At 68.4% G+C, this 22500-nt stretch carries 20 protein-coding genes and 1 pseudogene; 9 read left to right on the top strand and 12 right to left on the bottom strand.

What is annotated here, in order from left to right; all coding sequences use genetic code 11:
• Positions 1-79: 79 nt before the first annotated feature.
• Both MOV08_RS37270 and MOV08_RS37265 read right to left on the bottom strand, forming a co-directional pair.
• Entirely contained in the window at positions 80-1069 is a 990-nt protein-coding gene (locus MOV08_RS37270; RefSeq protein ID WP_275310576.1) for a GNAT family N-acetyltransferase, read from the bottom strand.
• Positions 1070-1082: 13 nt separating this feature from the next.
• Positions 1083-1436: a darcynin family protein gene (locus MOV08_RS37265; protein ID WP_275310575.1), complete on the bottom strand. Its 354-nt coding sequence runs from the start codon at positions 1434-1436 to the stop codon at positions 1083-1085.
• Positions 1437-1532: 96 nt separating this feature from the next.
• Between MOV08_RS37265 and MOV08_RS37260 the strand changes: the two genes are divergently transcribed.
• Together MOV08_RS37260 and MOV08_RS37255 are read left to right on the top strand one after the other, a co-directional pair.
• Entirely contained in the window at positions 1533-2261 is a 729-nt protein-coding gene (locus MOV08_RS37260; RefSeq protein WP_275310574.1) for a TetR/AcrR family transcriptional regulator, read from the top strand.
• 42 nt (positions 2262-2303) lie between these two features.
• Entirely contained in the window at positions 2304-2987 is a 684-nt protein-coding gene (locus MOV08_RS37255) for a formylglycine-generating enzyme family protein (RefSeq protein ID WP_275310573.1), read from the top strand.
• 104 nt (positions 2988-3091) lie between these two features.
• On the opposite strand, the gene MOV08_RS37250 is transcribed toward MOV08_RS37255, so the two are convergent.
• Positions 3092-3745 (bottom strand): response regulator transcription factor, encoded by a 654-nt coding sequence (locus tag MOV08_RS37250; protein WP_275310572.1) that lies wholly within the window; start codon positions 3743-3745, stop codon positions 3092-3094.
• A 215-nt stretch (positions 3746-3960) separates the two neighbouring features.
• Positions 3961-4752, bottom strand: coding sequence for a hypothetical protein (locus MOV08_RS37245; protein WP_275310571.1), 792 nt, complete (start codon positions 4750-4752; stop codon positions 3961-3963).
• Between the two features lie 1135 nt (positions 4753-5887).
• Between MOV08_RS37245 and MOV08_RS44260 the strand changes: the two are divergent.
• From MOV08_RS44260 to MOV08_RS37225, 4 genes and pseudogenes are all read left to right on the top strand, one after another.
• Positions 5888-6412 (top strand): annotated as a pseudogene (locus MOV08_RS44260) (DUF6801 domain-containing protein); the annotation flags it as partial.
• Positions 6413-6790: 378 nt separating this feature from the next.
• Positions 6791-7219 carry a hypothetical protein gene (locus tag MOV08_RS37235; protein ID WP_275310569.1) on the top strand — a complete coding sequence of 143 codons (429 nt, stop codon included), beginning with the start codon at positions 6791-6793 and terminating at the stop codon, positions 7217-7219.
• Positions 7220-7346: 127 nt separating this feature from the next.
• A complete protein-coding gene (locus MOV08_RS37230; protein ID WP_275310568.1) occupies positions 7347-7544 on the top strand; it encodes a hypothetical protein in 198 nt (65 codons plus the stop codon).
• On the top strand, positions 7541-10309 hold the full coding sequence (locus MOV08_RS37225; protein ID WP_275310567.1) for a hypothetical protein: 2769 nt from the start codon (positions 7541-7543) through the stop codon (positions 10307-10309). Before MOV08_RS37230 ends, MOV08_RS37225 begins: the two co-directional genes overlap by 4 nt.
• 211 nt (positions 10310-10520) lie before the next feature.
• On the opposite strand, the gene MOV08_RS37220 is transcribed toward MOV08_RS37225, so the two are convergent.
• A complete protein-coding gene (locus MOV08_RS37220; protein WP_275310566.1) occupies positions 10521-11447 on the bottom strand; it encodes a LysR family transcriptional regulator in 927 nt (308 codons plus the stop codon).
• A 71-nt stretch (positions 11448-11518) separates the two neighbouring features.
• On the opposite strand from MOV08_RS37220, the gene MOV08_RS37215 reads away from it, so the two are divergent.
• A complete protein-coding gene (locus MOV08_RS37215) occupies positions 11519-12277 on the top strand; it encodes an SDR family oxidoreductase (RefSeq protein WP_275310565.1) in 759 nt (252 codons plus the stop codon).
• A 106-nt stretch (positions 12278-12383) separates the two neighbouring features.
• Here the strand turns inward: MOV08_RS37215 and MOV08_RS37210 are convergent, their stop codons facing one another.
• The 6 genes from MOV08_RS37210 to MOV08_RS37185 form a co-directional block, all read right to left on the bottom strand.
• On the bottom strand, positions 12384-13502 hold the full coding sequence (locus MOV08_RS37210; protein ID WP_275310564.1) for a serine hydrolase domain-containing protein: 1119 nt from the start codon (positions 13500-13502) through the stop codon (positions 12384-12386).
• 594 nt (positions 13503-14096) lie between these two features.
• A complete protein-coding gene (locus MOV08_RS37205; RefSeq protein ID WP_275310563.1) occupies positions 14097-14882 on the bottom strand; it encodes an ATP-binding cassette domain-containing protein in 786 nt (261 codons plus the stop codon).
• Positions 14879-15235, bottom strand: coding sequence for a transcriptional regulator (locus tag MOV08_RS37200; RefSeq protein ID WP_275310562.1), 357 nt, complete (start codon positions 15233-15235; stop codon positions 14879-14881). Before MOV08_RS37200 ends, MOV08_RS37205 begins: the two co-directional genes overlap by 4 nt.
• Positions 15235-15687: a hypothetical protein gene (locus MOV08_RS37195; RefSeq protein WP_275310561.1), complete on the bottom strand. Its 453-nt coding sequence runs from the start codon at positions 15685-15687 to the stop codon at positions 15235-15237. The genes MOV08_RS37200 and MOV08_RS37195 overlap by 1 nt, the downstream gene beginning before the upstream one ends.
• A gap of 460 nt (positions 15688-16147) precedes the next feature.
• On the bottom strand, positions 16148-17179 hold the full coding sequence (locus MOV08_RS37190) for a methyltransferase (protein ID WP_039638640.1): 1032 nt from the start codon (positions 17177-17179) through the stop codon (positions 16148-16150).
• A 211-nt stretch (positions 17180-17390) separates the two neighbouring features.
• A complete protein-coding gene (locus MOV08_RS37185; RefSeq protein WP_275310560.1) occupies positions 17391-18188 on the bottom strand; it encodes a phenylalanine 4-monooxygenase in 798 nt (265 codons plus the stop codon).
• 323 nt (positions 18189-18511) lie between these two features.
• Here MOV08_RS37185 and MOV08_RS37180 point away from each other — a divergent pair, with 323 nt between their 5' ends.
• Together MOV08_RS37180 and MOV08_RS37175 are read left to right on the top strand one after the other, a co-directional pair.
• Entirely contained in the window at positions 18512-19945 is a 1434-nt protein-coding gene (locus MOV08_RS37180) for a pyridoxal-dependent decarboxylase (RefSeq protein ID WP_275310559.1), read from the top strand.
• 72 nt (positions 19946-20017) lie between these two features.
• Entirely contained in the window at positions 20018-21334 is a 1317-nt protein-coding gene (locus MOV08_RS37175) for a flavin monoamine oxidase family protein (protein ID WP_275310558.1), read from the top strand.
• A 73-nt stretch (positions 21335-21407) separates the two neighbouring features.
• Here MOV08_RS37175 and MOV08_RS37170 read toward each other — a convergent pair whose 3' ends face one another.
• Complete coding sequence (locus tag MOV08_RS37170; protein ID WP_275310557.1) at positions 21408-22421, bottom strand: class I SAM-dependent methyltransferase; 1014 nt, start codon at positions 22419-22421, stop codon at positions 21408-21410.
• Between the last annotated feature and the right edge of the window lie 79 nt (positions 22422-22500).

Here is a 22500-nt window from a genome sequence, read left to right as displayed (position 1 = left end):
GCCGCACACGGCGGATGGGCATGTGGCTGCCGAGGTGGGTATCTCCCGTGCCTGCGCGTCGATGTGAAGAATCGGCAGGCTACGCCGGCTTGCGGTAGCGGATGTACTCGTTCTGGCGCCGGAACCCTACGCTTTCGTAGAGCTCGTAGGATCGATACGGATTCGCGGTCCCGGTGTACAACCGCGCGGTCCGTGCGCCGTGCTCGCGAAGACATCGCAACCCGTCCAGCAGCAGAGCCCGTCCAAGGCCCAGACGCCTTGACTGTGCCCGGACGCTCAGTTCTTCGACTTCGCCCACAGTGGGGTCGTTGCGGCGGATGGAGCACAGGGCGACCCCCGCCATGTTTTCCCCATCCCAAGCGGCCCGCCAGCAGGTCGGGTCGGCAGTGGCGAGGAAGCTCTCGAACGTCCACCTCTGGGTGAATGCGGCATCTGCATACGAATCGACGACCGTCTTCCAGGCCGTGCGGTAGTTGCCCGGCTCGACCGCGCCGATTCGGATATCGGCCCGCAACGGCCTTTCTTCCGCGAGCTGTTGGAGATCGTGCAGCTCCAGCTCCACCAGGCTGAAGACACGCCGGTATCCGGCTTCGAGCAGCAGCGCCGTTGCCTCCCGTTCGGAGGCCATGGCATTCGCTCCGATGACGGACGTCCGCGTGGTTCCGTGCTGCTGCACGAGCCGGCGGATGCGGCTTTCCGCCCAGTCGAGCATGGCCGAGCCGACGCCCTGGCCGCGGTGCCCGGGCAGCAGGTAGCCGCGGTGCAGGTACAGCCACGTCCCGTCCCGCTCCTGCCACCACCTGATCGTCGCGTAGCCGACGACGCCACCGTTGTGCTCCACCAGGACCTGGTTCCGGGACGGGTCGTCGAGCCCGGCGGAGGCTTCGGCGATTTCGGCTGCCGTCGGGAGCCCTTCCACAACCGAGTGGGCGTCGGTCCGATCCTGTTGTGCACAGCCCAGCCGCACAGCGGCCATCGCGTCATGGTCGTCGTGGCCGCGATAAGGCCGGAACTCGTAGCCAGGCAACCGTTCCGGCGACGCCAGGCCGCTACCGCTGTTCACGTCCACATCAAGACCCCCGTCACGTTGGATGCGCGGCGCCGTCGTGCGACAGGGCCTGCTCGTATGCCTGGAAGCCGTCCTCGACGCCGAGGAAGATGTCGGCGAAGGTGAGGTAGCCCTCGCTGATGACAGGGGTGTCGCGCAGGGCCTCGACGAGGAAGTAGTACGCGCCCAGGTCCTCGGTCTCCAGCACGGCGAAGTCCGAGACGTGCCCGGTGAACGCCTCGGCGTCGAAGAAACGGGCCGTCACACGGTCCGCGTAGGCGGCGAAGACCGGCTCCAGATGCGCCGCACGCATCGCGTTGCGCTGCTCGCGCGACAGCGCCAACCACCGCTCGGTGACTGTGTAGGTGAGGACGATGCCGTACTTCATGACGCTCCCCCGAAGAGATTGCTAACACCGTTAACTTTCGGGAGAAGGTAAAGTGATAGGCGTTAACTTTGTCAAGCGGAAGGCAGACGGGTCACCGTGCCGAGCACTCCGGGAACCCCCACAGGCAGGCGCCGTCACCGCGTCCGCGAAGAGGCGCTGACCGAGATCCTGACCACCGGCAGACGGCTCCTGGTCGAGGAAGGCCCGGCCGCCGTCACGCTGCGGGCCATCGCCCGCGAAATGGGCATGACCGCACCCGGCCTCTATCGCTACTACACCGCACACCGGGACCTGATCCAGGCACTGGCCTCGTCCCTCTACGACGAGTTGGCCACGACCCTGGCAGCCGCCCGCGACCGCCACCCCGCCTCCGATCCAGGGCGACAACTGGACGAAGTGTGCCGCGAATTGCGCCGCTGGGCACTGGCCCACCCCCAGGAGTTCGGGCTGCTGTTCGCCAAGCCGCTCACGGACGCCGACACCGCACCCGGCGCTGCCGCACACGACCCCAGCTGGCGCTTCGGCGGCGTCGTCCTGGACCTGATGGTCCAGCTGTGGCACCACGGAAACATCAAGCCACCCGCCGACCTCGACCCGGCCTGGACCGTCCAGTTGGAGGAGGTACGCGAGCACCTCTCCGGCGCACCCGTACCCCTGGAGATCATCTACGTCTTCGTCTCCTGCTGGACCCGCCTGTACGGAGCCGTGGCCGTGGAGGTCTTCGGCCACCTCGACTTCGCCCTGACCGACCCCGCCCCACTCTTCGACCACACCGTCCGCGACATCCTCACCGCACTGGGAGAGCCTCGGACCGCTCCCCGCTGAGGATCGACAGAACGGCGGGCGGCAGCGATAGGGTGGCCGATCATGGACACGGGGGCAGAAAACGAAATGGTCGCGGTCCCGCCGGGACGGGTGACGCTGTCGGATCGGCGGACGCAGAGAAGCTGGCACGTCGAGGTTGCACCGTTCCAGATGTCGGCGGTCCCCGTCACGCAGTCGCGGTACGCGCAGGTCACCGAGTGCCGGCCGAGTAGCGCCCAAGGCGACCGGCTGCCCGTGGAGGGCGTCTCGTGGTGGGACGCGGTCCAGTTCTGCAACGCGTTGTCCCAGCATGAGGGGTTGACACCCGCGTACCACCTCCACGCCACAGCCGAGACGGCCGAATGGGACGCCTTCGCGGACGGGTACCGGCTGCCGACCGAGGCCGAATGGGAGCACGCCTGCCGCGCGGGCACCGCCGGCCCGCGGTACGGCCAACTCGACGAGATCGCCTGGCACCAGGGCAACTCGGGTGGGCGGATCCACCCTGTCGGCGCCAAACAGCCCAACGCCTGGGGCCTGTACGACATGCTGGGCAACGCGTGGGACTGGTGCTGGGACGTCTACGACGCCGAGGTGTACGGCACCTACCGGGTGCTCCGTGGTGGTGGATGGGCCGACGAGCACTGGAGCTGCCGGGCATCGGTGCGGCGGCGCAGCCACCCGACCTTCCAGATCGACGACGTGGGATTCCGCATCGCGCGCTCCGTACCACCGCATCGACTGTGATGGCCTCATTCGGCAACAGTCAGTCAGGACACTGACGTCGATGGCCGCGAGTGGCACTGCCTTCTGGATGGCGTTGCCGTTGACGCGTGGGGGTTGCGGGATCCTCATGCGAGAAGGCCGCGCCGCATCGCCGCGGCGACGGCCGCGGCCCGGTCGGATACCCCGAGTTTCTCGTACAGTCTCTGGGTGTGGGTCTTGACCGTACTGGCGCCCAGGTACAGTTCGCCCGCCAGGTCCGGGATGCTCTTGCCCTCGGCGAAGCCCTGCAGGACTTGGCGCTCGCGTTCGGTCAGAACCATCACCTCGCTGTCGACCCGCAAGCGGATCTCCTCCACCAGTCCGTGGAGCGGTTCCTCCGAGATCACGTGTCTGCCGCTTGCCACCTTCAACACGGCGGTGACGATCTCGGAACATGTGGCCTCTTTGGCGAGGTAGCCGGCCGCGCCTGCCTGGATCGCCCGGTAGACCACGGAGCCGTCTGTCGCGGCCGACAGGATGATGCTGCGCGTGGGCAGGCCGTCGCGGGCAACGGCATGTACCACCTCAAGGCCGTCCATGCCCGGGAGCCGGTAGTCGATCAAGGCGACTTGCGGCCGGTGCTCGCGGATGGCCGCCAACGCCGGTCCGCCGGCATCGACTTCGGCCAGAACCTCGATCCGACCGCCGAGCTGCAGCCCACGAGCAATTCCTTCACGGTAGACCGGATGGTCGTCAGCAACGACCATCGTCACCCGCTGATACGAATCGGGCGCCATCATTCGTCACCTCCGAACCGATTGCACCGCTTTCCCCCTTCCCCCTTCCCGCGACACGAAGGGATGTCCGGTCGAAAATCCCTGGTGCGACTCGGCCACATGCGTCATCGTCACGCGATCCGGTCCTTCGGCGTGGCGGAGTCGCGGGCCGCCACGCCACACCTTCGGACCATGACTTACCCGGCCTTTCAGCTACGCCCCGCTGTAGGCCCTGGTCGTCAGCTCCCCTTCTGCTGACGCTCGTCGGTTGCGCCCGCGTCGTCCTCGCCGGGTACGGCCTGTGGCGGGGCGTGGGGAGCCTTCCGCTGCTGGGGCTGCTCCACTTTCTTCTTCGAAAGGAAGACCCCGGCGTTGTGCACCTGGCAGGACTGCCTTTCCGGATCGGTCATCGGTCGCGTCTTGAGCACCACCGAGTTCTTCACCCCCTCGGTGTCGTTGGGGGCGGGGCTGGTGATGGTGTCGGGCCCCAAGTACCAGTAGTAGTGGCCGTCCTGGGGATTGTCGTAGTGCGTCTGCCAGTAGCCCGTGAGCTCGCGCATGACCTGGGCCCGGGATATCCAGCCGACCTCGCCCGGCTTGACGGTCATCTCCAGGCCGGCGCTGTCCGAGTGTTGCGTCATCCACGTGTGCCCGTACTTTGCCTCCACGCTCGCTTCCACGACTCCGGCGATCTTGCCCCCGGCCTTGATGGACACGTCGAACGAGTCCGTCGATCCGACGGTGTCGCTCCAGGTCAGCGTCTGCTTCGCTGGCGACGTGGTGCAGTTCCACATCGTGTCGGACACCTGGTGGTAGTCACCGAGATATGCCTTGCCGATCGCCGGGCCCTCCGACTCGTGCCGGTACGGGCCGTTGAACGTGCACTTGCCGAAACCGCTCGCGCAGTCCCTCAGGACCCGATCGCCCGTCATGGCGGAAGCCGGCAGCGCCGCCAAGCAGATCAGGGCGGTGGACGTCACACCGACGCCGAGGATCCGCCAACTCCAGCTGTTTTTCTGTGGGGTGCTCATGTGTCTCCGATCAGACATTCCGAAACACTGGTTACGCAGACGGCTCTGCGCCGTCAAATTCTGTCTAGCACGGCACGGACGAAAATGGGTAAGGCCGCAGTTCTTTCGTCCGGTCATCGACAAGGAAGTGGCCGATCGGTGGACACCCGCAAATCCGATTGGTGGACGGATTATCCCGCGCAATACCGCCCGACCGGGCAGGATGGCCAGCCCCTCGGGCAATATCGCTCGCAATGGAAAGGGGGATAACCGCGGAGTCCGTTCCGTAATCCACACCGCACGGAAGATCAAAGAATTCACCTTACGAGATCGCACCACGACGGAATCATCAAACCGTCGTCGCCACCCTGCTCGACCTCCGTTGATCGAGGCCAAGATCCGGAGCGGGTTCGGACCAGGTTCGGACCAGGTTCGGACCAATGCGCCACCGACGACCGACCCGTCCGTCGATTGAGCAGGTCAGCACTACGCAGGCGCTGTACCGCCAGCAGACGAAGAAGCGGTTGTAGTGCCGCAGCAATGTCCCTGGTGCGTAATCCAGGAAGCGCGGGCGGACGGCCCGCGACCGAAGCAGCGGTCTACGACGACCTCGTCCGCGAGTACGAGAAGGAGCGTAGGGCCCGGAGCACCGACCGCCGGAGCCGGACCCTGCTGCGCCGATTCTCCGACAGCGGCTCCGGCATCGGCTTCGTCACCCTCAGCGAACAACCGATACTGTCCCCAACGCGCCCATGACCAGGGCGATCGCGACCGTCGTCAGCGCCAACTGACCTGCGCCCGCGCCAGGATCAGGGCCCCATCATCCGAGCTGCCGGCCGGCGGCGCAGTGCAGCGCACAAACATCGACAAGCGCAGCTGCACGGTTCCTGATGTTCAGTCAGCCATGAAGAGGGATTCCCGGAAGACGCTTACCAGCGAGGCGTTTTGGGGCGTCTCCGAGCAGTGCGCCGAGTTCCGCACGGAACCCGAGCCGTCTGAGCCACGTCTTCCTCACAGCGTTACGTGCCCCGCTTGCCGAAATCGTCCGGGCTCCGCAGATCCGGCACGGGTCACGCGATCTGAGTAGCATGCCGAGCTTCAGGAAATGAGAGTCGTTCCACAATCGCACACCCGAACGATGAACGGGGGCTAGCTCATGAGTATCAGGTGCGGCAGGCCAAGGATGAGGATCATCCTTGCGGCCGCCACGGCTTCAGCAATGGCAAGCGGGTTGGTGGGCGTTGTCGGAGCCGGCACGGCCGCCGCGCAACCGCTCTCGCACACCTTCGCCTACACATGTTCGTCGCCGCTGATCGGCGCCCAGGCATTCACGGCGGAGATCGAATCGGGTATCCCGGATTCGGTTGCGGTGGGCGCGCCCAGCACGCCCATCGCCGTCAACGCGGTGGCTACGGTGGGCGCGAGTTTCACCCGGTGGCTCGCCATGGTCGGTATGAAGACCCTCGGGGGCACGGTGGACACGAGGGCCCATGTGGCCGCGCCACAGGACGACTTCGACCTCACCGTGCCCTTCCACATGGCGACGACCGACGTCCCTGCATCCGGTTCCTTCAAGGTCACGGCAACCGCCGGCGCGACCACCCGCACCTTCAGCCATCCGGGCAAGGGGACGGTCACCGCCGGCGACCTCACCCTCCACCTCGTCGCGTCGAACGCGACCGGCGGCCTGGTGCTCAAGGGCGACGCGCCGTGCACCCTCAACCCCGGCCAGAGCAATGTCGTGGCGTCCTTCGACGTCACGAAGCCGAGTTCGGGGCCCTCCGCCACACCGAGCCCTTCGACCGGATCGGCGGCCTCCGCCACTCCGAGGCCGACGACCGGATCGGTGGGCGTTGCCGTTCCCAAACCGTCGGCGTCAGCGGGCACCACCGGCCCCACCACCCACAGCGCGATCACGCCCGGCGACCCGAGTCCCAGGGCCTCCAGCGCACCGTCGGTGACGCACCCCACCCATGCGACGCCGAGGTCGACCGAACCCACGATCGTCAGTAGGGCCTCGACCGACGGGCCGGACACCAAGGATCTCATCCTGCTGGCCGTGGGCGTGCTCGCCGCATGCGCCGTCGCCTTCGGCCTCGGCGCGCGCCTGAAGAACCACCGCCGCACCGGTGACGACGGCGGGGACCAGCGGTACGTCGATCCGCAGCACGGCTTGCCCGTCGAAGGCGTCAAGGACGGGAAGGCCGACGCCGGTTGTCACAGGGAGAGCTCGCATGCTGCGGTCCCCCAGCATCGGGGGCACGGCGGTAGGGCAACATCACACGGCAGCACGGGAAGGAAGGTCACGGACGGCCGCAACGTTCTGACGGCACGTCACGTTCCACACCAGGCCGCTCGTCATGGCGTCGGTGCGCGGACCTGCGGTGGCGCCGATCTGGACAGCCAACTCCAGGACCTGCTGCAAGGTGAAGGCGTCGATGTCGTGACCGACGAGAAGCCCGGTACCGAGTACGTTCGACAGGTGTAGTGAACGACCGCCGTCTGTGTGGCGGTGGCTCGAACAGGGCAGCAGGCAGGCACAGTTGCCTGCCTGCTGTGGGGGGCGGGAACGGCCGCTGAATCCGACTGTCGGTGCGAACAGGGAGGTGCCTCTGTTGACGGAGATCGGCCCTTTACTCGGCCAGATCGTGCCTGCGGCTGAAGCAGCAGCGGGTGCGTACGGCGTCGGCGTGCCGACCAGGGCCGAGAACGCACAGGCCGCACAGGCCACCGGGGCGCGCAGCGTCTCCCTCACGGACGATGCCGGCATCATCGCCACCGGCGATGGCGCGACGAACATCCGGTACCGGTGAGCGCCGTGCCGGATCCACAGGAGTCGGAGCCCGCCGCACAAACTCCTGACCGGTCGGGCGGCAAGCCGTCGATCACGGTCGGAAACGTCTCGGGCATTCTCAATATCGGCGACCACGCGGTCAACGTCAACGTGCTCTTCGACAAAGGATTCTCAGCCGAGGGCGCGCTCACCGAGTTGGTCAAGGAACTCGTGGGTGCGGTGCGCGCCGAGCGCCGCTCCGTCGATGACGAGCTGGCCGACAAGGCCGATCTGCTCGCGCGTGAGGTCCGCGCGCGCCTGAAGCGCGAGGTGGAACAACTGCGGCTGGAGGATCGGAAGCTCCCTGTGCACTGGCAACCGGTGCGTGGGAAAGCACCCGACCGCGAAGACATCCATAATGGCCGGACTGGGACAACGCATCCTTCCCCGCGGCACCTTGACGGTCGAGGGGACACCATCACGGCCCTCCTCAAACAGGAAACGTCCCACTGGCTGATGGTGCTGGGTCGGGAGGGCTCAGGGAAGAGCACCCTGGCCCTGCGTTTCGCACTGAGCCGCCTGGAAGCGCGTCCTCTCACCCGCAAGGCACCGGTTCCGGTGATCTTCAGTCTCGGATCGTGGAATCCCGACACCACCCAGCTGCGGGACTGGTTGATCGGCCGGTTGGAGCGGGATCATCCCCTTCTCGCCGAGGCAAGCCCCAGCGGGAGTACGTGGGCCGCCACGCTGGTGGATGCCGACTACGTGCTACCGGTCCTGGACGGGTTCGACGAGATCGCCATCGGCTTGCGCAAAGACGCACTGATCGCGCTCAACAGCAGCACCTTGCCGCTGCTCGTGACCAGTCGCCGCGCCGAAATCGAAGCCGCCAGGGAAGAAACCAAGGTTGTGCCCTGCGCCGACGCCATCGAACTGATCGACCTCGACCTGGACGACTCCGTCACATACCTGCAAGAGGCCACCGGCACCGCACTCCCCACGCTCCCCGACAGTACGGGCATCGGCCCCCTGACCGGGTGGGCCTATGTCCTGAGTGAATTGCGCCGCCCTACCCACACACCGGCCGCCGCCAATCTCGCCGCCGTGTTGACCACCCCCTTGATGGTCACACTGGCCCGATTCGTCTACGAATCCGAGCGTGACCCGTCGGAACTGCTGGACACCGAGAAGTTCGGCACCCGAGAAGCCCTTGAGAAACACCTTCTGGACACCTTCGTCCCCACCGCCTACAAGCGCGCTCTCAGCAAAGGGGGCGCAGCACGAGATCACCGGCGCTGGGACACCAAACGCGCCCAGCACTGGCTCGGCTACCTCGCCGCACATGTGACGGAACTCAACACGCCCGACATCGAATGGTGGCGGCTGGGGACCACCGTGAAGCTGCGCTGGCGCATGCTGTGGGTCGGGATCACGGTCGGAGTCGCGTCCGGCCTGGTGGCCGGGCTCGTGTACGGGGTCGAGGTAGGGCTCGCGTCCGGGCCCGTGTACGGGCTCATGGCGGCAGGCATCACCGGCCCGGTGAACGGGCTCGCGATGGGTCTGACCTTCGCCCTCATGCACGGGTTCGTCACGAAGATGAAGGTCGGCGGCCCGCTGTTCGAACCGTCGCTCATGGAGATCAGGCTTGAGGACTGGACGAAGACAAGACTGCGGGCGAGCTTCCGCCCCAGAGTCCGCGGCGGGCTCGCCGGTGGTCTCCTGTTCGGAGTCCTGTGGGCGTTGGGAGGTGCGGCGCTTTCAGCCCTCCTGGGCGTTCCCGGGCCCACGATCGCGCTGAGTTCGGGGGTGGAGCTCGCGGCGGGGGTCGTCCTGGGGCTCGTGTTGGGGCTCATCGCCGCGCTCGGAGCCGGGTTCGAGACTGTCATCCCGAGAGAGAAACGCGCCCTCCCGTCGGACCTGTTGAACACCAACCGCGCCACCGTACTCAAGCAGATACTCGCTGTCGGGCTGGTGCTCGGGCCCGGGTACGGGATCGCGTTCGGGCTCACGAACACTCTCCTGACCGGAACCGGGGCCGGACTGGTGGCCGGAACCATGGTCGCGATCGGGGTCGGCACCATGACCGCCTGGGGGCGTTGGGTGGTCCTGGCCCGGATCTGGCTGCCCCTGACGGGATGGTTGCCGAGGGACGTGGACGCGTTCCTGCGGGACGCCTGCGAGCGCGAGATTCTGCGCCAGGTCGGCACGGTCTACCAGTTCCGCCACGCCCAGCTCCGGGACCACCTGTGCGCGACCGCCGGCACCCCGCCCGCTCGCATCGTTCACCGCATCGGCGGTCTGGACCGCCTGTTCGACGTCGCCGACACCGATGGCGACGGCTACGTCGACGGGGCCGACTACCAACGGATCGTCGATCGCTACCGCACCGCCTACCAACTCGCCGCGGACGCCCCCGAGGCGAAGGCTCTGGCGTTCTTCTACCGGGAGTACTGGGCCGGTCTGCAGCGCCACGCGAAGACCCACGGCCGCCTGTCCCGCGAACAGCACCGCACCGCTGCCGGCGCGACCACCACAGACCCGGCTCTGCGCGAGCCGGTGGCGGCCTTCGGAGCGACGGTGTTCGAGGTCATCGACGCGGACCGCGATGGCCGCATCGGCGAGAGGGAGCTGACGCGGTACCTCGAAATGTGGGACCTCGCCGGAGACGCCTCGCGCGTGCTGGGCCGGCTGGACACCGACGACGACGGCTGCCTCAGCCAGGACGACCTGAGCCGTGCGATCACCGCGTACTTCCACTCCCCCGACCTGGGGGGCACGGGCAGCGTGTTCTTCGGCGTCGGGTAACCCCCGGGGTTTTCGGCGGAGTTGGTCCCGGGCGAGTTCCGGGCGCCGTTCGCGGACCAGGCTGACCGCTTCGAGGACCGCGCCCAGCCGCAGTCCGGCTCCGACACGCGCCCGACGGCAACTCCGCGCCACACCCTGCCAGTCGGCCCAACCGGCCCAACCGGCCCAACCGGCCCAGTCAGCCTGGTCGGTGTGCGCGCGCCGGGAGCGGTCACCGGCACTCGCTGCACACCTGATCCGGGCCGTTCTGCTGTCGTACGACCTCCTCAGCCGCCCCGGCGAAGGCCCGGATCCGAACGGTCTCCGTCGCCGCACGCCACACCAGGCCGTACTCCAGAGGCGGGGCCTCGGCGAACGGAACGTACACAATGTTGGGGCGGGCGTAGTACCTGACCTCGTGCGACGCAACCGGATGCACTCCGCGGCCCGCACCGACGAGGGCCAGGAGCTCCTGCCGGGTCGTGGCCTCCCCAACGCGCTCGACGGGGCTGCCGTCGGGGGTGGTGCGGGGCAGGACATGGTCGAGCCAGTAGTCGGGTACGGGGCCGGAGAGGCTGATCACCTTGTCCCTCGCGAGATCGTCGAGCCGTACCGATTCCCGGCGCGCGAAGGGATGCCGCTTGGAGACGGCCAGGACACGGCTGTCGGAGATGAGCACGGGACCGGTCCGCAGATCGGGCTCGGACACCGGGAACTGGCCCAGCAGCAGATCGACTTCACCCCTGCGCAGCGGACCGAGGGGATCCCCGAGCGGTGCCTCGTGGAGGGCGACTTCCCCGGCGCCGGGATGGCTCTCGCGGTACGCGGACGCGGCGAACAGCACCATTTCGCCCGCCAGCGGGCTGGTGAACCCGACCCGCAGCGGCTCGGCGAGGCCGCGGCCGGCGGCAACCGCCTTCTCGACGCCTGCTCTGATGAGCTCGTAGCCGGGGCGGACGTCGTTGAGGAAATCGCGTCCGACCGGAGTCAGTTCCACTCGCCTGCTGGTCCGGTCGAACAGCGCGGTGCCGATCTGCCGCTCCAGCTGTTTGATGGTCTGGCTGACCCTGGCCTGGGACACGAAGAGCCGCTGCGCGGTGCGGCCGAAGTGCAGTTCCTCCGCGAGGGTCAGGAAGATCTCAAGATCTCGGCGTTCCATAAGGCACAGGTTATAGATCATGGAGTGATCCGTCATTGTTCGAGGTGCAGCGGCCGCCGAAGCTGGAGCACATGAACACACAGCCGAACACCGCCGCCGCCCGGACCCTCGCCGCCCAACCGCTCGCCATCATCACGGGAGCCAGCTCGGGCATCGGCGCCGCCACCGCCCGCGCCCTCTCCGATCTCGGCCACCCGCTGCTCCTCCTGGCCCGCAGGGTCGAGCGGACCGAAGCCCTCGGCCTTCCCAACGCCCTCGCCCGCTCCGTCGACGTCACCGATGCCAAGGAAGTGGCCGCCGCCGTCCGGGAGGCGGAGGAGCTGTACGGGCACGCCGACCTGATCGTCAACAACGCGGGCGTGATGCTCCTCGGAGAGGTGGCCCACCAGGATGCGGCCGAGTGGGAGCGGATGTTCGACGTCAACGTACGGGGACTGCTCCACGGCGTCCGAGCCGTGCTGCCCGGCATGATCGAGCGTGGCAGCGGGACGATCGTCAACGTCAGCTCGGTCGCGGGCCGCAGGACGTACGCCAACCACACCGTCTACAGCGGCAGCAAGTTCGCCGTGCACGGTATCTCCGAGAGTCTGCGCGAGGAGGTTTCGGGGCACGGCGTGCGCGTGATCACCATCGCCCCCGGGGCCGTGGAGACGGAGTTGCTCTCACACACCACGGACGAGGCCGTGAAGGCCGACTACCAAGCCTTCAAGGACTCGATCGAGGTGCTGGTCCCCGAGGACGTGGCAGCGGCGATCACCTTCGCGTACCAGCAGCCGCAGCGCGTCACCCTGCGCGAACTGGTGCTCGCGGCCACCGCCCAGGCTGCATGACCCGCCTGCGTCCCGGGGCCAGGCCCAGGGTCTGGCCCCGGGACTGGCCCCGGGACTGGCCCCGGGATACGTGCCGGCGTGGGGAGAGTGACTCGCTCCGGCCCGGTCAGCCGTACATCGCCACACGGTAGAGAGCCGCAAGCGCGTCGTCGATGGGATGGAGCTGCGGTATGCCCGAGGAGTCGAGCCTGTGCCACCGCTGCAGGTTGACCGCGACGGCCATCTGGCGCTCACCGTCGGCACGGATCATGGCCAGCGCTCCGGCACCCCACACCGTGCCGCCGTGGCCCCAGAAGGTGCTCTGGCCGGCAGCTTCCATCGGGTACAGGCCGAGGCCGTAGTCGATCGTCTTCCCCTCTTGGGAGACGACCGGGACGGTGCGTTGCATCTGCGCCAGCGACGACGGACTGACGATCTCGCCCGCCAGCAGCATGCCGAAGAAGCGGTTGAGGTCCGTGACCGTCGAGATCAGCGAGGCCGCCGGCCCCACCCATGACATGTCGTGGACGCTGTAGTCGCGCGGCGGGTCGATCATGCCGAACCACGCCTCGTACATCTGCGAGTGCGGCCCGTTGACGTATGGGGTGGTGGGGAGTTCGGTGTCCCGGAGCCCGGCGCGTTCGATGACGTTCCGGGTGATGTACTGCTCGGCCGGAGTGCCGGTTACGTGTTCCAACAGTGCGCCGAGGAGCAGGTAGTTGGTGTTGGAGTACAGCCCCGGAGTGCCGCCGGGGGCGCCGACGGCAGGTGCGGTGACCCCCATCTCGATCAGTTCGGTGGAGTGGAACCGCGTGAGCCGGTGGTCGTCCAGGCTCGCCGGCCTGGTGTCCGCGAAGGGAGGAAACCCCTTGAGGGACGGGTAGGCGTAAGGGAGGTACTCGGCGAGGCCGCTGGTGTGGTTGATCAACATCCGGACCGTGATCGCGTCACCGCGTTCCCCGGGCACCAGCTTCGGAAGGTACCGGCTGATCGGCGTGTCCAGACCGATCTGGCCGCGCTCGACCTGCTGCAGAACGGCGGCGACGGTGAAGGTCTTGGTGATGCTGCCGACGCGATGCCGCATGTCGGCGGTGACGGGGCGACCGGTGGCGACATCGGCGACCCCGGCGGCGCCGCGCCAGACCTGGTCGCCGTCGCGCACCTCGGCGAACAGGCCCGGCATCCCGGCGCGGTGGACGTCTTCCATGGCGGCGCTCAGCTTCGCGGGATCCAGCGCATTCCTCACAACATGCGTCCTTTCGTATGCCCCGGGGTGGGTTCCGCGCAGGTCGCCGGACCGGGGTGACAGGGCACGAGCAGCAGCACGCCGCCCCACATGCCGACGGGGCCCTCGGCGCACTCACGCCCTCATTATGCACGCAGTGCGTGCAACACCAAGCGCATAAGTGGGACTGAGTCCCTTCGAGAGGAGGGGCGAGATGGCGGGCCGAGGGCGCTGGTCGACGTCGCGGATCTCGATGCTGCAGCCGTCGTGGTGGCGGCCGGTGACCGAGGGCGGAGGAACTGCCGCGCATGTCATCGGGGCCGCGTCTGCCTCATCTGCCGAGGTGCGGCAGAACTCGCCGTCTCCGAGCTGTCGCCGTATCAGCGCGGCTATTACCCTGAATTGGGCCAGTAGCCGATCGCCGAACCCGCCTGTCCACCTTGCCTGCCCTGCCTCCCTTGCCTGCCCTATCTGCCTTGCCTGCCTTGTCTGCCCTGGGGCGTACGTCTTTCACGGCACCGTGATCGTCGCAGCCCTCCGGCTCTGACTTCGCACCTGGCTGGTCGAGCCTCCGCGGTACCCGTTCCGGCAGTCCCAGGCAGCCCACCAAGTGGTTCATTCCTTACGGGAGGTGACGTACTGCGTGACGGCCGTGGACCCGGCCAGGATCACGGCGGCGATCGCGAGCATGCCAGCGGCGGGAGCCAGCAGCTTCGCCGATTCGGAGGTCGTCGCCATCAGGTTGAAGAGCCGGTTGACCGGCGGCATGCCCTTGACGAAGAGCGTGACCATCACCAGCGCGAGGGCCGCCACCAGCGCATACCCCTGCCGCCTGAGGACCAGCCGCGAGCAGAGCACTCCGATGGCGATGCCCACCAGTGCGCAGGTGAGTTGAGCCTCCAGGCCGAGGAGCAGGTCGCTCGCGGTGACGACTTCGTAGTCCCCCACCCACAGCGGGAAGAGCAGGCCGAAGACCATGAGGACCAGACAGCTCGTGAGCGCCGTGCCGACCGCCGCGAGCAGCACCTTGAGGGAACGGCCCGAACTGATGACAACGATTGCCCGCTGAGGCGCGTCGTCCAAGCTCGTCAGCGCGATGGTCAGCCACGTCGAGCCGACGAACAGGGCGCCGGCGGACGAGGCGTAGGCCGGTGGCAAGGAGCCACTGCCGTTGACGGTCAGCACACCCGTCAACGCTGTGAACACCAGCACCGGTGCGAGGTACCGCTGGGTGTGATCGGCCACCACGCCGCGAGTCGGCTTGGACAGGCCGACCGCTATCCGCAGCAGTGTCGACTTCCCCGAACCGTTCCCGCCCGTGAACGCGACGGCCTCGCCCTCAGGGGCCCGCACGTCGACGTCCCTGAGGACCCAGTCACCCCTGCCATAGCGCTTGCTCACTGCTTCGAGACGTAACAAGCGGACTCCTCGCCGGGTGTGGCCGTGTCTTCCGGTCGCGTGCAGGCCCGCGCCGCCGCCACGACCCTCTCCAGGGCCGAGGCGTGCCGCTGAAGCGCCTGCCGCCCGTGTGTGGTGAGTTGAAGGTGGGTGTGGCGTCCGGTGCGGTTCCGTGTTTTGCGCACCTCCACATAGCCGGCCTCTGCCAGCGCCGCGACCTGTTTGGACAGGGCCGAGTCGCTGGTCCCCACCGTGTCCCGTACGAAGCCGAACTCCACCCAGTCGGCCGGAGCCAGCAGCGCGACGACCGAGAGCCGGGCCGGTACGTGCAGGAACTCGTCGAAGTCCGGATCCATCAGCCGTGGTCGTCCCGGCGCGTGATGGCCTTGACGATCGGGCGGGCCGCATACCCGGCCACCAGGGTCGCCACCGCCGCGACAGCCCCGGCGATCACACTCGGCTCGGGGAGTTCCAGCAGCCGGGCGCAGACCACCGCCGCCACGAGGATCAGGGTGACAACTCCCCCCAACCACAAGGAGAACGCCCACTGGGCGCGGGACGGCTTCCGGTGGACCGGGGCCCGCCGCTGGTGCACGTACAGCATGCCCGCCATCAGGCCGCCCGCCGCCAGGAGGGTGAGGGTGCGCCAGGGGTTCGGCAGATCGACGGCCGCGCCGAAGCCGAACACGGCCAGCGCGGTGACGAGCCTGTAGGGGAGCGAGGAGCCGTGGCGCACATACGCGTCACGGGTCTGCTCCTGGTGGTGGTGTATCGCGTCGAGCGCGGTCCGCGCGTCGTACGAGGTCATGGGTCCCCCTGGTGATCCTGGTCGTCCGAGGTACTTGCTCATGAAGAAAGTACCACCTTCTTTCCTTGAGGGAAAAAAGGTGGGCGCCTTGGAGGACCCGGCAACCGAGGGCGTCCAGACGGCCCGTTCGTCGGGTCCAGCCGGTCGAAGGAGAAGGGGAGTTGCTCGCCGCGGCTCGCGGGCCGCGCCGGTGGAACTATGCGCCGTCGAACCGCAGGGGCAGGTTCAACGGGCCGCTGCTCCCGAAGGGCGGGCGCCAGGTGACCGGACCGGCGATGCTGGGTGGGCCCAGGCATGCGGTGAGTGCGGTGAGGGCTTCGGCGAGTTCCGCGCGAGCCAGCGCCGTCCCGGCGCAGTAGTGCGGGCCGCCCCCCCCAGAACAAGGGGCGGAGCCTCGCGTTCGGCGGCGGGGCGGAACCGGCGGCGTCGAGCGCAGCCTGCTCCGCGGCTCCGCGTTCTCTCAGGCAGGGGCCAGCTGCATCAGGGTGACCGGGGCCTGCGGCAGGTGGAGTGCTTGGAGTCGCAGTCCGGCGCGGGCGTAGAGGTCTTCGAACTCCGCGCGGGTGCGGACCCGGGCGCTGCCCATGCACATCTGGAACAGGTCGACCGTGCGGCCCATGTGGAAGGGGTGTCCTGACGGGCCGGTGTCGGTGTCGTGGTCCGCCAGGCAGTCGAGGACGAGAACCCGACCGTGTGCGGGAAGGACGGCTGCCACGTTGCTCAGCAGCTGCACCGCGTGCTCGTCGTCCCAGTCCATCAGCACGAACGACAGCAGATAGGTGTCACTGCCGTCGGGGACGGCCTGGAACATGTCGCCGCCCTCCACGGAACACCGGTCCGCCAGGCCCGCGTCCGCCAGCGTCCGCTGGGCGTCGGCGACGGTGCTCGGCTGGTCGAAGAGGGTGCCGCTGATGTGGGGGTTGGCGGTGAGGATGGCGCTCAGCACCTGTCCCAGGCCGCCGCCGACGTCGACGATCCGGTGTACGTCCCGGTAGTCGTAGGAGAGCGCGGTGGGGATCTGGAGAGCCTTGGCCACCGACACCATGCCGGCGTCGAACACCCGCCGTTCCTCGGGCTGTTGGTGCAGCCAGTTCCAGTAGTAGTCGGTCCCGAGGACGTTCTTGATGGGGGTGGCGCCGGTGGAGACCGCGTGTGGGAGTTGCTCGAAGACCCGCCACATCCACGGCTCGCTCTGCAGCACCGCGAGGTCCCGCATGGACTGGGGGTGGTCGGTACGGAGGTGCTGCCCCAGCTCGCCGAGGGCGAACAGGCCGGGCGAGACCTCGCGGACGACCCCGACACCGGTCAGCGATCTCAGCAGTCGGAGGAGTCCTTGAGGTTCGCAGTCGGTTCGGGCTGCCAGGTCGTCCACGGTCCGGTGCTGATCGCCGAAGGCGTCCGCGACCCCCAGTCGCGCGAACGCGCCCACCGCCTGGCCGATCCAGAACCACAGGGTGATCTCCACCAGCCGCACCGCGGCCGGATCGTGCACCTGTCTTCCGCCGTCGTGTGACCGACTTCCGGCATTCGTCGTGGTCATCGGTTCATCACCGCCTTCCCGACACGCAATAGGTTTCACATCCGAGACGTGCATGTGCCTTTGGTGGGGACGGTCTCACCGGTGGATATCGGTGACTGTGCCCCATGTCTGCCGCGGCGTGCGCCTCCGCCGGCGCCCTAGCCCTACCGAAGGATTCCGAATGTCAAATGTGCGTCAAGAAGGAGCGGACTTCGCTGGCCATTTCCTCTACGGATTGGGCAATGAACAGCTTTCCCTGGTAGGTGGAGATGTCGTAGTCGGATTCGATCATTTCCTGGATGGAGAACTTCTCGACCGGGAAGGTGCCGAGCTTGTCGAGTTCACCGGTCGACGAGAGCAGGGCCGCCCCGTACGCCTTGGCCTGGCCATCCTCCTGTACGAGTCCCGTCTCCATCGTGAACCAGAAGACCTGGCTGATCGCCTGGAGGTCCTGCGCACAGGTGGCGTTGTTCGTGGCTTCGCCGAAAAGCCGGTAGAGGTCGGCGAAGAGCGGGTCGGAGAGCATGACGACGTGCCCGACGAGTTCGTGGAGCATGTCGGGTTCCGGGCTGTAGTGGGGCCGGCTGGGGCAACGCAGGTACAGGGCCGTCGAGAAGATGTCGGCGGCGAAGCGCCCGTAGAAGTCCGCGACGGGGGTGAGCCCGTCGACCGGGAGCAGTCGGAATCCCGTGGAGTTGTTGAGGCGCTGTCCGAGGTCGTCGATCCTGGGCGCGCGGTCGGCGGGCAGCGGCAGGCGATTCTTGGCCTGGAGGTAGCGCGAACTGGCGACGCGGGGATGCATGGCATTGAGCTTCGACACCATCGTGCCCCATAACAGGTCTTCCTCCGCGCTGTAGACCACCGGGTGCGAGTTGAGCCCGCCCGCCCTGCGGATCGCCTCCGATATTTGTTTCCTGCGCCGGGCGCAGGGCTCATCGAGACGGCCGCCTTCCGCCACATGGTGCTCATTCGCGCGATTCATGGCTGATCACCGACTCCTGTTCCACTGATTCCAGGGGCTTGGCGAACGGAAGAATTTCCCACCGGGAGGGGGCGCCCGACAGAAGGATCTCCCGACGGGTGACCCACTGCCTCACCAGGCGACCGATGGAGTGAACCCCCGTTCCCGCCGCCTCTGCCTTCTCACGTACTCCTGCTTGACTGAGGGCGTCGCACCCATTCACCCAGAGATCCCCAGACGCTATGGCGCGAAAGGCGCTCCGGCTTTCTGGCAGGAGGCGGACCGCAGATGCGCGCTGAGCCTTGTGGAGCACGGTGTTGGGAGGCAGTGTCGTGCGTGGGCACATGACGCCGGACGAGTTCCGGCGTCACGGCCGGCAGGTGGTCGACTGGATCGCCGCCTACCAGGAGAAGATCGAGTCGTATCCGGTGCGTTCGCAGGTCGCGCCGGGTGAGGTGCTGGAGGCGCTGCCGCCGAGCCCACCGGAGACGGGCGAGGGCTTCGAGGGGGTGTTGGCGGACCTGGACCGGGTGCTGATGCCAGGCATCACGCACTGGCAGCATCCCTCGTTCTTCGCCTACTTCCCCGCCAACGCCAGCGGCCCGGCGATCCTGGGCGACCTTCTCTCGTCCGGACTGGGCGTTCAGGGCATGCTGTGGGCGACCAGTCCGGCCTGCACCGAGCTGGAGACCCGCGTGGTCGACTGGCTGGCGCAGCTGCTGGAACTGCCGGAGGCGTACCGGGGCAACGGTGTCATCCAGGACTCGGCGTCCAGCGCCTCGTTGGTGGCGGTCGTCGCCGCGCTGCACCGAGCGGGCGGGGGAAAGCCCGGACGGGACGGCATCAGCGCGCGGTACACGCTCTACACCAGCTCACAGACCCACTCCTCACTGGAGAAGGCCGCGCGGATCTGTGGAATCGGCGCGGCTGCCGTGCGGGTGGTGGACGTCGATCCACAGAGCCTGGCGATGGACCCGGCCTGCCTGGAAACGACGATCGCCCGGGACCGCGCCGCGGGCGCCGTGCCGCTGCTGGTGTGTGCGACGGTCGGCACGACCTCGACCACCGCCATCGACCCGGTGCCCGAGATCGGCGTGGTGTGCCGCCGCAACGGTGCCTGGCTGCACGTGGACGCGGCCTATGCGGGCGTGGCGGCGGTGTGCCCGGAACTGCGGTGGCTCAACGACGGACTGGCGCAGTACGCCGACTCCTACGTCACCAACCCGCACAAGTGGATGCTCACCAACTTCGACTGCACCGCGCTGTGGGTGGCCGACCGCGCACCGCTGGTGGGTGCGCTCTCGGTCCTCCCCGAGTACCTGCGCAACCAGGCCACCGCCTCGGGCGAGGTCATCGACTACCGCGACTGGCAGATCCCGCTCGGCCGCCGTTTTCGCGCCCTGAAGCTGTGGTCGGTGATCCGCTGGTACGGGGCGCAGGGGCTGCGGGCGCACATCCGCAGCGGTATCGGCCTGGCACAGGAGCTGGCCGGGTGGATCGAGGCCGATGCGGCATTCCACCTGCACCCCCACCACCCGCTGGGCCTGGTCTGCTTCCGCCCGCTGTGGCCTCAACTGCCCGACACCGAGGCGGACGCGACGACCCTGCGGATCATGCAACGGCTCAACGACTCCGGCGAGCTGTACCTCACCCACACCAAGGCCGGCGGCCGGGTGCTGCTGCGGATGGCCATCGGCGCTCCGGGCACCGAGCTGCGGCACGTGCGACTGGCCTGGGACCGGATCGCCGCCGCCGTACGCGCCGAGACCGCACCCTGACGCCCGGCCAGGCACCCGAGCCGCTTCTTCGTATCGATCGCCGAACCCTCGGCCGACCCTGTAGGAGCACACATGCACGACGTGATCATCATCGGCGGCGGCCTCTCCGGCGCCACCGCCGCCCGAGAACTGGGCACAGCAGGGCATTCCGTGGTGCTGCTGGAAGCCCGCGACCGCCTCGGAGGACGGACCTGGACCAGCACCTTCCCCGGCACCGACACGCCTGTCGACCTCGGCGGCATGTGGCTGGGCCGCCGTGACACCTTCCGCCACGTCTACGCCGAGGCCACCCGCTATCAACTCCCCGTCGTGCAAAGCCCCAGCACGACCGTCAGCAGCCTGTTCATCGACGGCATCCGTCACACCGACCCGCAGGCGCTGCCCCCTGGCTACGGTGCCGAAATCGAGGACGCCATCCGGCGGATGACCGAAACCGCCCGGGCCACCGGCCCCCACCTCCACGACCCCGACCGCACCCGTCCGCTGGATGTGTCGATCCGCCAGTACCTGTCCACGCTCGGCCTGTCCCCCACGGTGCTCGCCACCCTCAGCCAGCAGGCGTCGGTGCACTACGGAGCCCCCGCCGACGAGATCTCCGCCCTGTACCTCCTGGGTGAGATCGCCACGCGTTACACCCTGTTCGCGCAGCAGACGTTGGCGCTCGACGTCCTCGACAGCTTCCGCGACGGGACGAAGGCCCTCCTGGACGCGCTCATCGCCGATGCCGGCGCCGAGGTCCACCTGTCCTCCCCCGTGCGCCGTGTCACCCAGGCCGCGGACCACGTGGAGGTCATCACCGACGCCGACGAGCGGTTCGTCGCCCGCACCGCGGTCGTCGCCACACCGTTGAACTGCTGGCACACCATCGACTTCCGCCCGGCCCTGCACCCCGCGAAGCAGGCCGTCAGCACCCAGGGCCACGCCGGGCACTTCGCCAAGGTCTGGCTGCTGGCCGAGGGCCTGCCCGATCCGTCCTTCTTCGCCGCGGGCACCCCGGACGGATTCCAGTGGATCCGCACCGAACGGGTCACCGCCCAGGGCAGTCTGCTCACCGGCTTCGGCGACCCCGTGGCCTCCCCCGACCTGTACACCCTGTCGGGCGCGCAGAAGGCCCTGGCCGCCTACGCGCCGGAGGCCCGGGTCAAGGCCGTGCACAGCCACGACTGGAACGAGGACCCCTACTCGCGCGGCACCTGGATCGCCTACCGCCCCGGCTGGCTCACCGCACACGGGCCCGCCATCAGCGCCCCCGAAGGACGCATCGCCTTCGCCGGAGGCGACACCTCCACCAACTTCAACGCGCTGTGGATGGACGGCGCCGTCGAAACCGGCATCCGCGCCGCCGCCCACACCCGAACTCTCCTGACAACACCGAGCACCCACGCCTGATCATCTCGGCGGCGTCCTGCGGGTCGGGGGCGGGCGGCCTGGCGGTCTTGTTGCGGGGGGGGCGGCTCCGGGCTCAGCGAGCGCCGGGCTCGGGGCCGTCGCCGTACGGCAGCAGATTGCCCGCGATGCGGGGCAGGCAGCGGTCGAGCCCGGCGCCGCGACCGGCGAGGACCTCGAAGCCGGTCGGCCGCAGCCGCAGCTCGATCGCCCGCAGCCGGTCGAGATTCCCCAACTCGCGGACCCGCTCCCGCAGGCCCGGTCGGTCGAAGAGGTCCTCGGGGCGTACGAACACGGCCCCACCGTTCTCCGCCTCCGTGCCCGCGAGATCGACGAGGCCGATGCCGCCCGGGTGGAAGACCCGGTCCGCGGCCAGCCAGGTCAGGGGCAGGCCCGCGAACAACTCGGGCATGTCGGCGAAGCGCATCGGCAGGACCACGGGGTTGAGGTAGGCGTCGGCGTCCGCGACGTCCTGTTCGGCCGTCGTGAGCGCGGTACCGGTCCAACCGACGGGGAAGCCGTAGTCCGCGAGCGACAGTTCGAGTCCGAGGTCGCGGATCGTGGTGAGCCCACCCTCGGGGTTGTCGGGCGACGTGAGCAGCTGCACCAGCTCCCGGTCCAACATCCGGCCGTGTTCGCCGACCGCGTCGTACAGCCACAGATAGATCAGTCCGTCGTCCGTGAGGTGCTCGGTGAGCCACTGCAGCCCGGCCCGAGGTGAGGGGAGATGGTGCAGCACCCCACAGCACACCGCCATGTCGAACCGGCGCTGCAGGCTCAGTTCGGGCATGGTGCCGTGGACGAGCTCGACGTTGGTCACCCCGTGTCGCTCGGCGCACCGTCGCGCAATGTCGAGCGAGCGGCGGCAGGCGTCCACCCCCGTGAACCGGGCCTTGGGGTAGCGCCGGGCGAGCGCCACCAGGATGGAGCCGGTTCCGCACCCGGCGTCGAGCACCTCCCAGCCGTCCAGGTCCTCGCCGTCCCGCAGCACGAAGGGCAGTTGGTCGGCGACCATGTCCATGAGCGGAGCGTCCTCCGCCGGGGACGGGAAGGGAAAGGTCTCGTAGAGCTGTGCGACTGCGCTCGTCATCCCGGGTGCCACCTTCCTGATGAGGATTTCAAGAGTGTCGAGAGCGGAAAACACCGCTTTTCGGGCGCCATCGGGAAGT

It is taken from the genome of Streptomyces yunnanensis (assembly GCF_029011865.1).
Classification (GTDB): domain Bacteria; phylum Actinomycetota; class Actinomycetes; order Streptomycetales; family Streptomycetaceae; genus Streptomyces; species Streptomyces yunnanensis.
This window is presented reverse-complemented; position numbering and strand designations above follow the sequence as displayed.

What these genes read in the sequence shown, in the direction of transcription:
- MOV08_RS37265 (WP_275310575.1), bottom strand. Translation starts at nt 1,436, where the DNA reads ATGAAGTACGGCATCGTCCTCACCTACACAGTCACCGAGCGGTGGTTG.
- MOV08_RS37255 (WP_275310573.1), top strand. Translation starts at nt 2,304, where the DNA reads ATGGACACGGGGGCAGAAAACGAAATGGTCGCGGTCCCGCCGGGACGG.
- MOV08_RS37250 (WP_275310572.1), bottom strand. Translation starts at nt 3,745, where the DNA reads ATGATGGCGCCCGATTCGTATCAGCGGGTGACGATGGTCGTTGCTGAC.
- MOV08_RS37245 (WP_275310571.1), bottom strand. Translation starts at nt 4,752, where the DNA reads ATGAGCACCCCACAGAAAAACAGCTGGAGTTGGCGGATCCTCGGCGTC.
- MOV08_RS37220 (WP_275310566.1), bottom strand. Translation starts at nt 11,447, where the DNA reads ATGGAACGCCGAGATCTTGAGATCTTCCTGACCCTCGCGGAGGAACTG.
- MOV08_RS37215 (WP_275310565.1), top strand. Translation starts at nt 11,519, where the DNA reads ATGAACACACAGCCGAACACCGCCGCCGCCCGGACCCTCGCCGCCCAA.
- MOV08_RS37200 (WP_275310562.1), bottom strand. Translation starts at nt 15,235, where the DNA reads ATGGATCCGGACTTCGACGAGTTCCTGCACGTACCGGCCCGGCTCTCG.
- MOV08_RS37195 (WP_275310561.1), bottom strand. Translation starts at nt 15,687, where the DNA reads ATGACCTCGTACGACGCGCGGACCGCGCTCGACGCGATACACCACCAC.
- MOV08_RS37185 (WP_275310560.1), bottom strand. Translation starts at nt 18,188, where the DNA reads ATGAATCGCGCGAATGAGCACCATGTGGCGGAAGGCGGCCGTCTCGAT.
- MOV08_RS37180 (WP_275310559.1), top strand. Translation starts at nt 18,512, where the DNA reads ATGACGCCGGACGAGTTCCGGCGTCACGGCCGGCAGGTGGTCGACTGG.
- MOV08_RS37175 (WP_275310558.1), top strand. Translation starts at nt 20,018, where the DNA reads ATGCACGACGTGATCATCATCGGCGGCGGCCTCTCCGGCGCCACCGCC.
- MOV08_RS37170 (WP_275310557.1), bottom strand. Translation starts at nt 22,421, where the DNA reads ATGACGAGCGCAGTCGCACAGCTCTACGAGACCTTTCCCTTCCCGTCC.